The sequence below is a fragment of the Nocardia sp. CC213A genome, assembly GCF_030766805.1.
Classification (GTDB): domain Bacteria; phylum Actinomycetota; class Actinomycetes; order Mycobacteriales; family Mycobacteriaceae; genus Nocardia; species Nocardia otitidiscaviarum.
The window spans coordinates 126,269-139,333 of sequence record NZ_JASFXA010000011.1; the positions used below are offsets into that span (position 1 = coordinate 126,269).

Sequence of the window (13,065 nt, forward strand, 5' to 3'; positions counted from 1 at the left end):
CTGGCCTTCACGCGTCGTGGGACGAGCGGTTCCCGGGGCGGTGCTCAGGCCGCGAGCACGGCCTCGGCGTAGCGGGCCAGCGCCAGCACCAGGTCGTCGGAGTGGCGCGGGCCGACGATCTGCATGCCCACCGGCAGTCCGGCTGCGGTGGTGCCGGCCGGGATGCTGATGGCGGGCTGCTGGGTGAGGTTGAAGGGGTAGGTGAACGGGGTCCACTGTGGCCAGCTGTGCAGGTCGCTGCCGGGCGGCACGTCGTGTCCGGCGTCGAAGGCCGGAATCGGGACCGTGGGGGTGATGAGCACGTCGTGGGCGGTGTGGAAGGCGCCCATCACGATGCCGACGTCGGCGGCGGTGGCGCGGGCGTCGAGATAGTCGATGGCGGTGAGGTGCTCGCCGTGCTCCCACACCCGTGCCAGGCCGGCGTCGACGATCTCGCGGCTGCCGTCGGGGAATTTCGACAGCATGGTGGCCGCGCCCGCCGCCCACAGGTTCTCGAACGCTTCGCGCGGATCGGTGAAGCCGGGATCGGCGGTGACCACCCGCAGTCCGGCCTCGGCCAGCCGTTCCACGGCGGCGCCGACCACCGCGGCCACCTCCGGATCGACGTCCACGTAGCCGAGGGTCGGCGAGTACGCGACGGTCAGACCGCGCACGTCGCGCTGCATTTCGGCGCGGAAGGTGGTGAGCATGGGCGGCTGCGCGGTCGGATCGCGGGGATCGGGCAGCGACAGGATGTCCATGAGCAGCGCCGCGTCCTCGACCGTGCGGGTCATGGGTCCGGCGTGGGCGAGCGGGCCGAACGGGCTGGCCGGGTACAGCGGGATCCGGCCGTGCGTGGGTTTGAAGCCGACGATGCCGCAGAACGCGGCGGGAATGCGCACACTGCCACCGCCGTCGGTGCCGACCGACACCGGTCCCATCCCGCCGGCCACCGCGGCCGCGCTGCCGCCGGAGGAGCCGCCCGCGGTGCGGGTGGGATCGACCGGATTGCGGGTGATGCCGGTGAGCGGGCTGTCGGTGGTGGCCTTCCACGCCAGCTCCGGCGTGGTGGTCTTGCCGAGGAACACCATGCCGTCCTCGCGCAGCCGCGCGGTCACGGGGCTGTCCACCGGCCACGGCACGTCGGCGGCGATGGCCTTGGAGCCGCGCCGGGTGGGCCAGCCCTCGGTGAGGAAGATGTCCTTGATGGAGATCGGCACACCGTCCAGCAGGCCCTTGACATGGCCGCTGTGCCAGCGCTGTTCGGAATCCTTGGCCTGGATGAGCGCGCGATCGGGATCCACCAGGCAATAGGCGTTGACGTCACGGTCGCGTTCGGCGATCGTGTCGAGGATCGCGTGGGTCGCCTCGACCGGGGAGAGCGCGCCCGCGGCATAGGCGGAGACGAGCTCGACCGCGGTCATGGCGGACGGATCGGTGGGGATGTCGGGGTGCGACATTGCTGGCCTCCTTAGGCGGGCACGTACCCGAGCTCCTTGTCGACCACGTTGTCCAGCGGCCGACCCGCGATCCAGTTGGCGAAATTGCTCGCGAACGCCGCCACCAGTTCCTCCCGCCACCCGGCGGTATCGCCGGAGTTGTGTGGCGTGAGGTGAACGTCGGGCAGGTCCCACAGCGGGTGTCCGGCGGGCAACGGTTCGGGGTCGACCACATCGAGTGCGGCACCCGCGATCGTCCCGGACCGCATCGCGGCAACCAGATCGTCTGTCACCACTAATTCCCCACGACCGACGTTGATGAAACGTGTACGCGGGGACATGGCGGCGAAAGCACGCGCGTCGAACATGTGGCGCGTCGACGGCGTCAGCGGTGCGATGGCCACGACGTAGTCGGCGTGCGGCAGCGCGGCGAGCAGGTCGTCGCCGATGACACCGAAGTCGGGGTCGTCGCGGCGGGCGCGCCGGCCCACCGCCCGCACCCGCATGCCGACCGCGCGCAGCAACCGGGCGATCTCGCGGCCGATCGCCCCGGTGCCGACCACCAGCGCGGTGGCTCCGGCGATCCGTTCGCCGTTGCGGTGCCGCCACCGGTGTTCGGCCTGTAGGCGCTGCGATTCGGGCAGCCCCTTGGCGAAGTTGAGGATCTGGGCGAGTACGTATTCGGCGATCGGCCGGTCGAAGACGCCGCGGGTGTTGGTGACCACGACGTCGCTGGCGATCAGGTCGTCGAACATGACCGGATCGACGCCGGTGGCGGCGATGTGCAGCCACCGCAGCCGGTCGGCGGCCTGCCAGGCTCCCGGGATCGCTTGGGAGAGAAAGTCGTACACGAACAGCACGTCGGCACCGCGCAGCGCGGTCTCGAGGCCGTCGGCTTCGGTGTAGCGAATCGTCGCGCGCTGCGCCACCGGGGCCATGAGATGTGGGTCCGGTAGGTTGCCGTCGTGGAGAACAGTCACAATTGGCCCCTTTTCCACGTTGACAGGCTAGAAAGTCATCGTACGATTGTCAACAATCCGAGTGTGTACACCCCTGGAGTCTCGCTCGGGGGTTGCCGGGCGCGTCGCTCCCGGCAGAAAGGGTTCTGCACCGCGGGCGAGAGGGGCCGTCGTGGAACTGTTTCTCCCCGAGTTCGAGGGGCCGGTGGCGCAACGTGGCATCGGAGTCATCGCCCCCTTCGACCTCGCGTTGGAACGCGAATTGTGGCGCTGGGTACCACTCGAGGTGAGCCTGCACCTCGCCCGGACGCCCTATGAACCGGTGCCGGTCTCCTTGGAGATGGCCGAACTGGTCTCGGACGCCGTCCATCTGACGTCCGCGACCCGCAATGTGCTGCACGTGGAGCCCGAGGTGGTCGCCTACCTGTGCACCTCGGGCAGCTTCATCAAGGGACTGGCGTATGAGAAATCGCTGCGGCGCACCATTTGCCGGGCGGGTGCCCGCGACGCGGTGACCACCTCCGGCGCGCTCGCCGAGGCCATCGCGAAACTGGGGTTGACCCGGCTGTCGGTCATCACCCCCTACGACGAGGTGCTCACCCACAAACTGCACGACTTCCTCGGCGAGCTCGGCTGTGCGGTGGTGCGCTCCGACCACCTCGGGCTCGGCGGCGGCATCTGGAAGGTCAGCTATCGGACCATCGCCGAACGCATCATGTTCGCCGACGATCCCGACGCCGAGGCGATCTTCGTCAGCTGCACCAACCTGCCCACCTACGACCTCGTCGAACCGCTCGAGAAGGCGCTCGGCAAACCCGTGCTCACCGCCAACCAACTCACCATGTGGGCCTGCCTGGGGCGGATGAAACTGCCCATGATGGGCCCCGGCAAATGGCTCCAGGACGTTTTCTGATGATGCGAGCTCCGATGATGCGAGGTACCCCGTGACCGAACACGACACCCGACACGACACCGCCCGACACGGCATCACCGGGACGGATGGCGGCGACCCCGCGACCGGCCGCGCGCCCCGTCCCGCGGGCACGGCGGACGCGGCGGTGCGGGCCGTGCCCGCGACGGTCGGATTCGTCTACCCCGACCACGCCGCCGAGGACGACTATCCGCGCGCCGCCGCCCTGCTGGGAGTGGAACTGCCGGTCGCGCACATCTACGGCACCGATCTGCACGCCGTGCCCGAACTGCTCGACCTGGGCAGCCCGGAGAAACTGGCACACGGTGCCGACCTGCTCGCACCGCATCGTCCGGCCGCCGTCGTGTGGGCGTGCACCTCGGGCAGTTTCGTGTACGGGCCCGACGGTGCGCGCGGCCAGGCCGAGGGGTTGGCGCGGGCCGCGGGCGTCCCGGCGTCGAGCACCAGTTTCGCGTTCACGCACGCGGCGCACGCGCTGGGCGTGACCCGGGTGGCGGTGGTGGCGAGCTATCCCGACGAGGTGGCGCGGCTGTTCGTCGACTTCCTCGCCGCCGCCGGGATCACCGTGGTGTCCATGTCCAGCGCCGGGATCGACACCGCCGCCGAGGTCGGCACCCTCTCCCCCGCGCAGGTGACCGCGCTGGTGTCGGCCAACGACCATCCCGACGCGCAGGCGCTGCTGGTGCCCGATACCGCCATGCACACCCTGGCGGTGCTGCCGGAACTGGAAGCGGCGCTGGGCAAACCGGTGCTGACCGCCAATCAGGTCACCATCTGGGAGGGCCTGCGCCTGGCGGGGCTGCTGGACCGACTACCGCCCCACCCACTGCTGGGATCGCTGTTCACGGAGAGAAAGACCTATGCAGACCGTTGAATTCCAGCCGGTGGATCGCCGGTCGACAGCGGAGATGATCGCCGACCGGCTGCGCTCGGCGATCATCGACGGCACCCTGGAACCCGGCACCCAGCTGGTGGAGGCCGATCTGGCCGCCCAGTTCGACGTCTCCCGCGGACCGGTGCGCGAAGCCATGCAGCGCCTGGTGTCGGAGGGGCTCGCCTACAGCATCCGCCACCGCGGCATCTTCGTCATCGACCTCACCCTCGACGATGTGGTCGACATCTACCGGGCCCGCACCGCCATCGAGGGGGGTGCGCTGGACCTGATCCTGGAGGGCCGGCGCGAGCAGGCCGCGGCCGCGCTCGCGCCCGCTGTGGCCGCCATGCGCGCGGCGGCCGCGCGGGGGGACGCGGCCGGGGTCTCCGACGCCGACCACGCCTTCCACAAGTCGCTGGTCGCCTGCTGCGGCAGTGCCCGCCTGGTGCGCGCCGCGGACACCCTGCTCATCGAGACCCGCATGTGCATCGGCGCGTTGCAGAGCACCTACGCCGATCTGGCCGTGCAGGTGGCCGAGCACGAGGAGTTGCGCGCGGCCATCGGTGTCGGTCCGCCCGTACACGCCCGACGACTGCTGCTCGAGCATATGGAGGACGCGGTCGCCCGGCTGCGCACCCGGTTCTGATGCCGGTTCCGATAGTGCGTTCGGCGCTGCGGTGCGAACCTCACCGCGTGGACCACCGACGACGGTCATTCGCCGTGCGAACGGCTCGATGTCCACACCCGTGATGCCGCTGGCGCGGCAGCTCCGAACCATCGGAGGTTCGCGCGCACGTGTCGCAGGGTGCTCGTTCGGCAATGCGTGCCCCCCGGCAATGCGTGCCCCGCCCAGGCCGAGCCCTGTACACCGAGACACCGAGACACCGAGCCGCTGGGCCGCTGCGCTACTGGTTCTCCGGTCCGGACGCGCACCTATTTCGGCGCGGGATAGTTACGTTCGGCCAGCAGCCGCGCCAGATGCGCCGCATTGCGGGCCAGGGTCGCGGTGGTGGCGGCCACGGCCTCGGGCACCTGATCCAGGTCCTTGTAGTCGGTGCCGCCCATGGCCTGGTCGTTCCAGTAGGTGCAGCCCTGTGACGGGATGGTGAACCCGATGTCGTTCAGCCCCTGGAACAGGTCGGCGACGATCTTGTGCGCGCCGTCCTCGTTGCCGACCACCGCGGCCACGGCCACCTTGCCGGTCATGGCGGGGCGGCCCGCCTCATCGGTTTCGGACAGTGCGGCGTCCAGGCGTTCCAGTACCCGCTGGGCGATGGAGGACATGTGCCCGACCCAGGTCGGGGTGGCGACGACCAGGATGTCGGAGGCCGCGATCTCGGCGCGCAGCCGCGGCCACTCGTCACCGTCGCCCTCGTCGGCGCTCACCCCCGGCAGCACGTCGTAGTCGGCGACGCGCAGCACCTGCCCCTTCACCTCGTGGGTGGTGAGGGCGTCGAGGATCTGGCGGGCGAGGAGATCGCTGGAGGAGTCCGCGGGTGACTGCTTCAGCGTGCAGACGAGAGCGGTAGCGGTGAGTGCGGTCATGCGGATCGCTGTCCTTCGATCGGGGGTCGGCGGCGGCGCGGGCGGGTCAGTCGCGACCCAGCGCCTTGGCCAGTTGGGCCTTGGTCATGCGGGAGCGGCCGTGGATATCGCGCTTCTTGGCTTCCTCGTAGAGCTGGTCGCGGGTCGGTCCGCTGGATCCGCGACCGCGCGAGCGGGACCGGGAGCCGCCCGAAGATTTCGTCTGCCCGGAGCGGGCACGGTCGGCGTTGACGGTGCGGGCGGCGATCTCCTTGGCGCGTTGCGCGCTCGCACCCTGGTCGCGTTCGGATTTCCGGATGTGTTCGTACTGGCGTTCCTGCTTGTCGGTCCATTCCTTCGGCATGACGCACCTCCTGCACGGGATATAGCCGGGCGACCCGGTGGCAAACGCGGGTGCGGCCGGTTCACGGAAGCGGCGGGTTCACAGAATCGGTCGGCCGCCGGTCACCGCGACACGGGCCCCGGAGACGTAGCTGCCCTCGTCGCTGGCGAGCAGTACGTACACGGGGGCGAGTTCGGCGGGCTGTCCGGCGCGGCCCAGCGGGGTGTCGTCACCGAAGTTCGCCACCTTCTCCACCGGCATGGTGGACGGGATCAGGGGTGTCCAGATCGGCCCGGGTGCGACACTGTTCACGCGAATTCCCTTGGGGCCCAGCATTTGTGCCAGACTCGCCGACAGGTTGGCGATGGCGGCCTTGGTGGCGGCGTAGGGCGCCAGCGTCGGGGAGGGCATGTCGGAGTTCACCGAGGAGCTGCCGATGATGGAGCCGCCCGCGGGCATATGCGGCAGCGCCGCCCGCACCAGCGTGAAATAGGCGCTCACATTCACCTTGAAGGTGTAGTCGAATTCGGCGACGGTGATCGCCTCGAGTGACTCGTGGGTCATCTGGTAGGCGGCATTGCTCACCAGGATGTCGATGCGCCCGAAATCGTCTACGGCGGCGTCGATGACGGCCTGGCAGCGGTCCGGGTCGGCGAGGTCGCCGGGCACCAGCACGGCGCGGCGGCCCGCGTCGCGCACGTACTTCTCCACCTCCGCCGCGTCGTCGTGCTCGTTCAGATACGACAGCACCAGATCCGCGCCCTCGCGGGCGAAGGCGATGGCGACCGCGCGGCCGATGCCGCTGTCGGCGCCGGTGACGACGGCGACCTTCCCGGTGAGCTTGCCGCTGCCGCGGTAGCTGTCCTCCCCGCAGTCGGGGACCGGCCGCATGCGCTGCTGGGTGCCGGGTATCTCTTGCTGCTGTTCGGGAAAACCCACGACGGTCTCCTCTGCTGTCCGGGTGCGCGGGAAGCTCGCCGGTTGCGGTCGGCGCGGAGCCTCCGCTGCGGCGGTACCCGGCGCGGTCGGTCGTAAACGAGGCAAACGAGGCAGCAGCCGCGCTTTACAAGGCCGGGCAGCGCGAGGAGTGTGGATTGGTGTGCCGGGTAGTTCCTCCGACGAACAGTTCCGTGGAGAGGAGTGAGATGTCCGAGAACGACACCGCGCAGCACTACACCACCGACGACGCCGGTATCCCGGTCCCCAGCGATGAGCATTCGCTGACGGTGGGACCCGATGGGCCGATCCTGCTCAACGACGCGTACCTGATCGAGAAGATGGCCGCGTTCAATCGGGAGCGGGTGCCCGAACGCCAGCCTCATGCCAAGGGCGGCGGTGCTTTCGGCGTTTTCGAGGTCACCGAGGATGTGAGCGCCTACACCTACGCCGACGTTTTCCAGCCGGGCCGCAAGACCGAGGTGTTGGCGCGCTTCTCCACCGTGGCCGGGGAGCGCGGCAGCCCGGACACCTGGCGTGATCCGCGCGGCTTCGCCCTGAAGTTCTACACCCGGCACGGCAATTTCGACATGGTCGGCAACAATACGCCGATCTTCTTCGTGCGCGATCCGATGAAGTTCCAGGATTTCATCCGGTCGCAGAAGCGCCGCGCCGACAACAATCTGCGTGATCACGATATGCAATGGGATTTCTGGACGCTGTCACCGGAATCGGCGCACCAGGTGACCTGGCTGATGGGTGATCGCGGCATCCCGCGCAGCTGGCGGCATATGAACGGCTATTCCAGCCACACCTATCTGTGGGTCAACGCCGACGGCGCGAAATTCTGGGTGAAATACCATTTCAAGACCGATCAGGGCATCGAGTTCTTCACCCAGGACGAGGGCGACCAGATGGCGTCCATGGACACCGACTATCACACCCGGGACCTGTGGGAGCACATCGACGCCGGAGAATTCCCGTCCTGGACGCTGTTCATGCAGATCATGCCGTTCGAGGAGGCCAAAACCTACCGGTTCAACCCGTTCGACCTGACCAAGGTGTGGCCGCACGGCGACTATCCGCTGCACCGGGTGGGCCGACTGACGTTGAACCGCAATCCCGCCGACTATCACACCGAGATCGAGCAGGCCGCGTTCGAACCCAGCAACGCGGTGCCCGGCACCGGGCCGAGCCCGGACAAGATGCTGCTGGGCCGCTGGTTCTCCTATCCGGACGCGCACCGGTACCGGATCGGCGCGAACTACAAGGAACTGCCGGTCAACGCCCCGCGGTCGCCGCGCCACTCCTACACCAAGGACGGGCATATGCGCCACCACAATCCGGGAGATCCGGTGTACGTGCCGAATTCGAAGGGCGGCCCGCACGCCGATCCGGAACTGGCCGGACCGCAGGCGGTCTGGCACACCGACGGCGAGATGGTGCGGCAGGCGTACACGCGCCGCCGCGACGACGACGATTGGGGACAGGCCGGGACCATGGTCCGCGAGGTGCTCGACGACGCGGCCCGCGACCGGCTGGTGAACAATATCGTCGGCCACCTGCTCAACGGCGTCACCGAACCGGTGCTGGGGCGCGCCTTCGACTACTGGCGCAATGTCGACAAGGACCTCGGCGACCGCGTGGAATCCGGGGTGCGCGCCAAACAGGGCGAGAAGGATCCCAAGGCCGAACAGCAGGCGAACCCGGCGCGCTCGTCCGCCCAGCGCAAGGCCTGAGCGCAACCGGACACGGCGGGCGCGCCGCACGGCCGGTAACCCGCCGCATGGCCGCGCGCGGGTCGTGTCCGACCGCGCGGTCGGAGCTGGACCGGCGGTGTCCCCCGCGAGGAGGCCGTGTCTACGGTTCGCGGTCTACGGTTCGCGCTCACAGTTGTCGGTCGCGGTACACCCGCGCCGCGCCGGGTGGAGGGCGATGCCGGCGGTGTCGATCAGGGAGCGCAGTGACGCCGACATTCAGAAGATCGTCACCACGGATGCGAAGCGGACGCCGGAACGGGCGTGGTTGGCGGACGTCCCAGCTGTAGTTCTCGTCCAAGCCGTCAATGATGCTCATCGGGCATATCGGAGTTGGTTCGACTCCATGGCGAAGCGCGGGAAGCGTGGGCGTGTCGGAAAGCCACGATTCAAGACGCGAAGATCGCGGCGGCAGTCGATTCGCTTCACGCGGTGCGGTTTTCGCGTGACCACACGCGGTGTTCGGTTGATCACGCTCGGTGAGGTTCGTCTGGAGTGGTCCCGCGCATTGCCGTCGACGCCGTCGAGCGTGACCCTCATTCGTGAAGCCGACGGCAGCTAGTACGTCTCCTTCGTCGTCGAAATCGACGAGACACCACTGCCAGAGTGTGCGACTGTCGCCGGAATCGATTTGGGGCTCACGAACCTGGTAACCGTCGTGCGGTCAGATGGGGAGCGGCAGAAGATCGCGAGCCCGGGGCACCTGCGGACGGCCCAGCGTCGAATAGCGAAAGCTCAGAAGGCGCTGTGTCGCAAACAGAAAGGAAGTAGAAACCGCGAGAAGGCACGGGTTCGGGTGGCGCGCCTCCATCGGAAGGTACGAGACACCCGGCTCGATCACCATCACAAACTCGCTCTACGGCTGATTCGTGAGAACCAAGCAATCGCCGTCGAGGATCTTCCTATCGCCGCTCTGGGTCGCACTCGGTTGGCCAAGTCGATCCATGATGCTGGGTGGGCATTACTGCTGCGTTTGCTGCGTGAGAAGGCAGCTCGCTACGGACGTAGCGTGGTCCGTGTGGATCGATGGACGCCCACCACGCGACAGTGCTCGATGTGCCGCCACAACGACGGTGCGAAGCCACTGGGCGTTCGAGCGTGGACGTGTCCCAGGTGTGGCACCTACCTGGATCGTGATTTCAATGCCGCACTGAACATTCTCGACGCCGCCGGGCTGGCGGAGTCGCTAAACGCCTGTGGAGGAGATGTCAGACTTCGGCTCGCCGGAGCGATCGCCAGTGAAGCGGGAACCCGCCGAACAGACACCTCATGAGGGGTGCTGCGTAGGGATCCGCCGTCGCGACGGCAGGACGGAAGTCAACAGTCGTACCATTCGACGACGAGGGGGATGCCTCATCACATCCCGACCGTGACCACTGTGTCGGCAGCCACACCCGCGGCGGGAGGGGTGCGGCCGTTTCCTAACGCTCCCTTAGGGCGATCGCCGATGTACGCAAATCGGTCACGCGGGGGCCGGGCTCGCTTTACGGTCAGGGAAAGTCGGGCCGAGCGAAGCGAGATGTGTGATGGCCGAAGCGAAGACCTCCTGTGCCGCCTTCCAGCGGGTGGCCGCCATCGATCCGGAGGCGGTGGCGGTGCGTTCGGTGGGCGGGACGCAGACGTTGACGTGGCGGGAATACGCCGACCAGGTGCGGGCGGTGGCGGCGGGGTTGTCCGCGCTCGGAATCGGGCGCGGCGACACCGTCGCGCTCATGATGGCCAACCGGGTGGAGTTCTATCCGCTCGAGGTGGGCGCGCAGCACACGGGGGCCACCTCGTTCTCGGTGTACAACACGCTGTCGGCGGAGCAGTTGGCGTACGTGTTCGCCAATGCGCGCAACCGGGTGGTGATCTGCGAGGAACAGTATGTGCGGCGGGTGCGGGCGTCGGGGGTGGATATCGAGACCATCGTGTGCGTGGACGGGACCCCGGAGGGCACCATCGGGGTCGCGGAGTTGATGGCGTCGGGGCGCGCCGATTTCGATTTCGACGCCACCTGGCGGGCGGTCGGCGAGGACGATATCGTCACGCTCTGCTACACGTCGGGGACCACCGGCAATCCGAAGGGCGTGGAGATCACGCACGCGAACCTGGCATTCGAATGCGAAACCTACGCATCGGTCATGCCCATCGAATTCGGCGACCGGATCACCTCGTATCTGCCGACCGCGCATATGGCCGACCGGGTGACGGCACTGTATCTGCAGGAATTCCGCGGCACCCAGATCACGGTGGTGCCGGACCGCACCCAGCTGCCCGCGGCCCTGGCCGACGTGCATCCGACCATCTGGGGCGCGGTGCCGCGGGTGTGGGAGAAACTCAAGGCGGCCGTGGAATTCTCGGTGGCCAGCGAAACCGACAGCACCCGCAGGGCGGCCTTGACCTGGGCATTGGAGGTGGCCGGACGTAAGGCCGCCGCCCAGTTGGCGGGCACCTCCCTCGATGAGGTGCAGGCCGCGGAATGGGCGAAGGCCGATGAGCTGGTGCTGTCGACACTGCGCGCGAAACTCGGCCTGGACCAATTGAAGTGGGCGCTGTCGGGGGCCGCGCCGATTCCACCGGAAACCCTCGGATTCTTCTACGGCCTCGGCATTCCCATCTCCGAGGTCTGGGGCATGTCCGAACTGACCTGTGTGGCGTCGGTGAGTCCGCCCGAACAGGCGCGGCTGGGCACGGTCGGAAAACTGCTGCCGGGTCTGGAGGGACGCATCGCCGAGGACGGGGAATACCTGGTGCGCGGACCGCTGGTGATGAAACGCTACCGCGACGAACCGGAGAAGACGGACGAGGCGCTCGACGCCGACGGCTGGCTGCACACCGGCGATATCGTCACCGTCGACGACGAGGGATATCTGCGGGTGGTGGACCGCAAGAAAGAGCTCATCATCAATTCGGCCGGAAAGAACATGTCCCCGGCCAATATCGAGAACACCGTCAAGGCCGCCACCCCGCTCATCGGAGCCATGGCGGTGATCGGCGACAACCGGCCCTACAACACCGCCCTCATCGTCCTGGACGCCGAATCCGCCGGACCCTACGCGGCCGGGCACGGTCTGGCCGACGCCTCCGCCGCGGCCCTGGCCGTCGACAAGGGTGTCATCGAGGACATCGCCCGCGGGGTGGCCGCGGGCAACGCCAAACTCTCCCGCGTCGAACAGGTCAAGCGGTTCACCATCCTGCCCACCTTCTGGGAGCCCGGCGGCGAGGAGATCACCCTCACCATGAAGCTGCGCCGCACCCCCATCGCGCAGAAGTACGCGAGCGAGATCGAACGGCTCTACGCCGACGAACTCGCCGAACACGTCCACGAACCGCCCGACCCCCACGCGGCCACCATGCCGTAGTCGCGTGGTCGGTCGGGCCGAGCGTGCGGTCACGGGGTGGCGGCGCGCAGGTGCGGCAGCAGCTGCGCGGCCACCGCGTCCGGCCGTTCGGCGTGCAGGAAATGTCCGCAGTCCGGCAGTTCGGCGTGGGTGACCCCGGCGCGTTCGGCCAGCACACGCTGCAGGTCCGCCGACAGTGCGCCGTCGCGCGCACCGGCCAGTGCCAGGGTCGGCAGCGCGGGCAGCGGGGCGAGCAGCAGACGGTGGAAGTCGCGGGTGGCGGACCGGTGCACGGTGACCAGCGACCGGTAGTAGCGGGTCGCCGCCCACGCCAACAGGGGGTCGGTGAAAACCCTTGCGGTGGGCGCGAACTGGGTCTCGCTGAAATTCCAGCCCGGTGACCAGCGCCGCCACAGCCGCCGCACGAACGCCGCGTCGTCGCGCACCAGCAGCCGCGGCGACGCACCCGACTGCATGAGCGGAATATAGGAGGACATGAGCAGCTGGCGCGGCAGCAGCGGCAGCGACCGGCCGGCGAATCCGCCGCCGAACGGCGGTATCGCCAGTACCGACAGGGAAAGCCACTGGCGGGGATACTGTTTCGCCAGCACCAGCGCGACGAACGCGCCCCAGTCGTGCCCGACCAGATGGGTGCGCGGCGCGCCCAGCGCGTGGTACCAGGCGGCGATGTCCGCACTCACCGCCATCAGGTCGTAACGCGCCGACCGTGCCGCCGAACCCGGCGTGTATCCGCGCAGCCACGGCGCGAGCACCTGAAATCCGTTGTCCACCAGGGCCGGAATCACACCGTCCCAGGTGTGCGGTGTATCGGGGAACCCGTGCAGCAGCAGGACCAGCGGTGCGTTGTCGGGCCCGGCGTGCCGGGCCGACAGCTCCAGACCGTCACGGCGCAGGGTCAGGGTGCTCTCGGGGATGGACGATGCCATGAACCAACCTCTCATCGAAACACTCCGGCCGCCGGCAGCGCGGCCGGGAACGC

The 13,065-nt window shown here is 68.5% G+C and carries 12 protein-coding genes; 6 read left to right on the forward strand and 6 right to left on the reverse strand.

The features are described 5' to 3' along the window. Nucleotides 1-44: 44 nt before the first annotated feature. Together QJS31_RS21205 and QJS31_RS21210 are read right to left on the reverse strand one after the other, a co-directional pair. Nucleotides 45-1,439: an amidase gene (locus QJS31_RS21205; RefSeq protein WP_306357506.1), complete on the reverse strand. Its 1,395-nt coding sequence runs from the start codon at nucleotides 1,437-1,439 to the stop codon at nucleotides 45-47. Between the two features lie 11 nt (nucleotides 1,440-1,450). Further along, on the reverse strand, nucleotides 1,451-2,416 hold the full coding sequence (locus tag QJS31_RS21210; RefSeq protein WP_282780014.1) for a D-2-hydroxyacid dehydrogenase: 966 nt from the start codon (nucleotides 2,414-2,416) through the stop codon (nucleotides 1,451-1,453). A 133-nt stretch (nucleotides 2,417-2,549) separates the two neighbouring features. Between QJS31_RS21210 and QJS31_RS21215 the strand changes: the two genes are divergently transcribed. From QJS31_RS21215 to QJS31_RS21225, 3 genes are all read left to right on the forward strand, one after another. After that, nucleotides 2,550-3,290, forward strand: a complete 741-nt coding sequence (locus QJS31_RS21215) for an Asp/Glu/hydantoin racemase (protein ID WP_029927837.1) — start codon at nucleotides 2,550-2,552, stop codon at nucleotides 3,288-3,290. A 145-nt stretch (nucleotides 3,291-3,435) separates the two neighbouring features. Then, entirely contained in the window at nucleotides 3,436-4,182 is a 747-nt protein-coding gene (locus QJS31_RS21220; RefSeq protein ID WP_306357577.1) for a maleate cis-trans isomerase, read from the forward strand. Beyond that, nucleotides 4,169-4,828, forward strand: a complete 660-nt coding sequence (locus QJS31_RS21225; protein WP_306357507.1) for a GntR family transcriptional regulator — start codon at nucleotides 4,169-4,171, stop codon at nucleotides 4,826-4,828. The genes QJS31_RS21220 and QJS31_RS21225 overlap by 14 nt, the downstream gene beginning before the upstream one ends. 287 nt (nucleotides 4,829-5,115) lie before the next feature. Here QJS31_RS21225 and QJS31_RS21230 read toward each other — a convergent pair whose 3' ends face one another. The 3 genes from QJS31_RS21230 to QJS31_RS21240 all read right to left on the reverse strand — a co-directional run bounded on the left by QJS31_RS21230 (nucleotide 5,116) and on the right by QJS31_RS21240 (nucleotide 6,988). Next, complete coding sequence (locus QJS31_RS21230; protein WP_282783643.1) at nucleotides 5,116-5,727, reverse strand: flavodoxin family protein; 612 nt, start codon at nucleotides 5,725-5,727, stop codon at nucleotides 5,116-5,118. 46 nt (nucleotides 5,728-5,773) lie between these two features. Beyond that, the gene (locus QJS31_RS21235; protein WP_306357508.1) at nucleotides 5,774-6,070 is read right to left on the reverse strand and encodes a plasmid stabilization protein; all 297 of its coding nucleotides are present in this window, start codon (nucleotides 6,068-6,070) and stop codon (nucleotides 5,774-5,776) included. Between the two features lie 78 nt (nucleotides 6,071-6,148). Beyond that, entirely contained in the window at nucleotides 6,149-6,988 is an 840-nt protein-coding gene (locus QJS31_RS21240) for a glucose 1-dehydrogenase (protein ID WP_306357509.1), read from the reverse strand. A 206-nt stretch (nucleotides 6,989-7,194) separates the two neighbouring features. On the opposite strand from QJS31_RS21240, the gene QJS31_RS21245 reads away from it, so the two are divergent. The 3 genes from QJS31_RS21245 (at nucleotide 7,195) to fadD11 (ending at nucleotide 12,086) form a co-directional block, all read left to right on the forward strand. Beyond that, the gene (locus QJS31_RS21245; RefSeq protein WP_282783647.1) at nucleotides 7,195-8,724 is read left to right on the forward strand and encodes a catalase; all 1,530 of its coding nucleotides are present in this window, start codon (nucleotides 7,195-7,197) and stop codon (nucleotides 8,722-8,724) included. Between the two features lie 616 nt (nucleotides 8,725-9,340). Beyond that, on the forward strand, nucleotides 9,341-10,015 hold the full coding sequence (locus QJS31_RS37405) for an RNA-guided endonuclease InsQ/TnpB family protein (RefSeq protein WP_372341625.1): 675 nt from the start codon (nucleotides 9,341-9,343) through the stop codon (nucleotides 10,013-10,015). 253 nt (nucleotides 10,016-10,268) lie between these two features. Further along, nucleotides 10,269-12,086: a fatty acid--CoA ligase FadD11 gene (gene fadD11, locus QJS31_RS21250; RefSeq protein ID WP_306357510.1), complete on the forward strand. Its 1,818-nt coding sequence runs from the start codon at nucleotides 10,269-10,271 to the stop codon at nucleotides 12,084-12,086. 29 nt (nucleotides 12,087-12,115) lie between these two features. Here the strand turns inward: fadD11 and QJS31_RS21255 are convergent, their stop codons facing one another. Next, nucleotides 12,116-13,012, reverse strand: a complete 897-nt coding sequence (locus QJS31_RS21255) for an alpha/beta fold hydrolase (RefSeq protein ID WP_306357511.1) — start codon at nucleotides 13,010-13,012, stop codon at nucleotides 12,116-12,118. Nucleotides 13,013-13,065: the final 53 nt, after the last annotated feature.

Excerpts from the sequence above, each read along its gene's own strand:
- QJS31_RS21205 (WP_306357506.1), bottom strand. The coding sequence starts at position 1,439 with ATGTCGCACCCCGACATCCCCACCGATCCGTCCGCCATGACCGCGGTC.
- QJS31_RS21225 (WP_306357507.1), top strand. The coding sequence starts at position 4,169 with ATGCAGACCGTTGAATTCCAGCCGGTGGATCGCCGGTCGACAGCGGAG.
- QJS31_RS21230 (WP_282783643.1), bottom strand. The coding sequence starts at position 5,727 with ATGACCGCACTCACCGCTACCGCTCTCGTCTGCACGCTGAAGCAGTCA.
- QJS31_RS21235 (WP_306357508.1), bottom strand. The coding sequence starts at position 6,070 with ATGCCGAAGGAATGGACCGACAAGCAGGAACGCCAGTACGAACACATC.
- QJS31_RS21245 (WP_282783647.1), top strand. The coding sequence starts at position 7,195 with ATGTCCGAGAACGACACCGCGCAGCACTACACCACCGACGACGCCGGT.
- fadD11 (WP_306357510.1), top strand. The coding sequence starts at position 10,269 with ATGGCCGAAGCGAAGACCTCCTGTGCCGCCTTCCAGCGGGTGGCCGCC.
- QJS31_RS21255 (WP_306357511.1), bottom strand. The coding sequence starts at position 13,012 with ATGGCATCGTCCATCCCCGAGAGCACCCTGACCCTGCGCCGTGACGGT.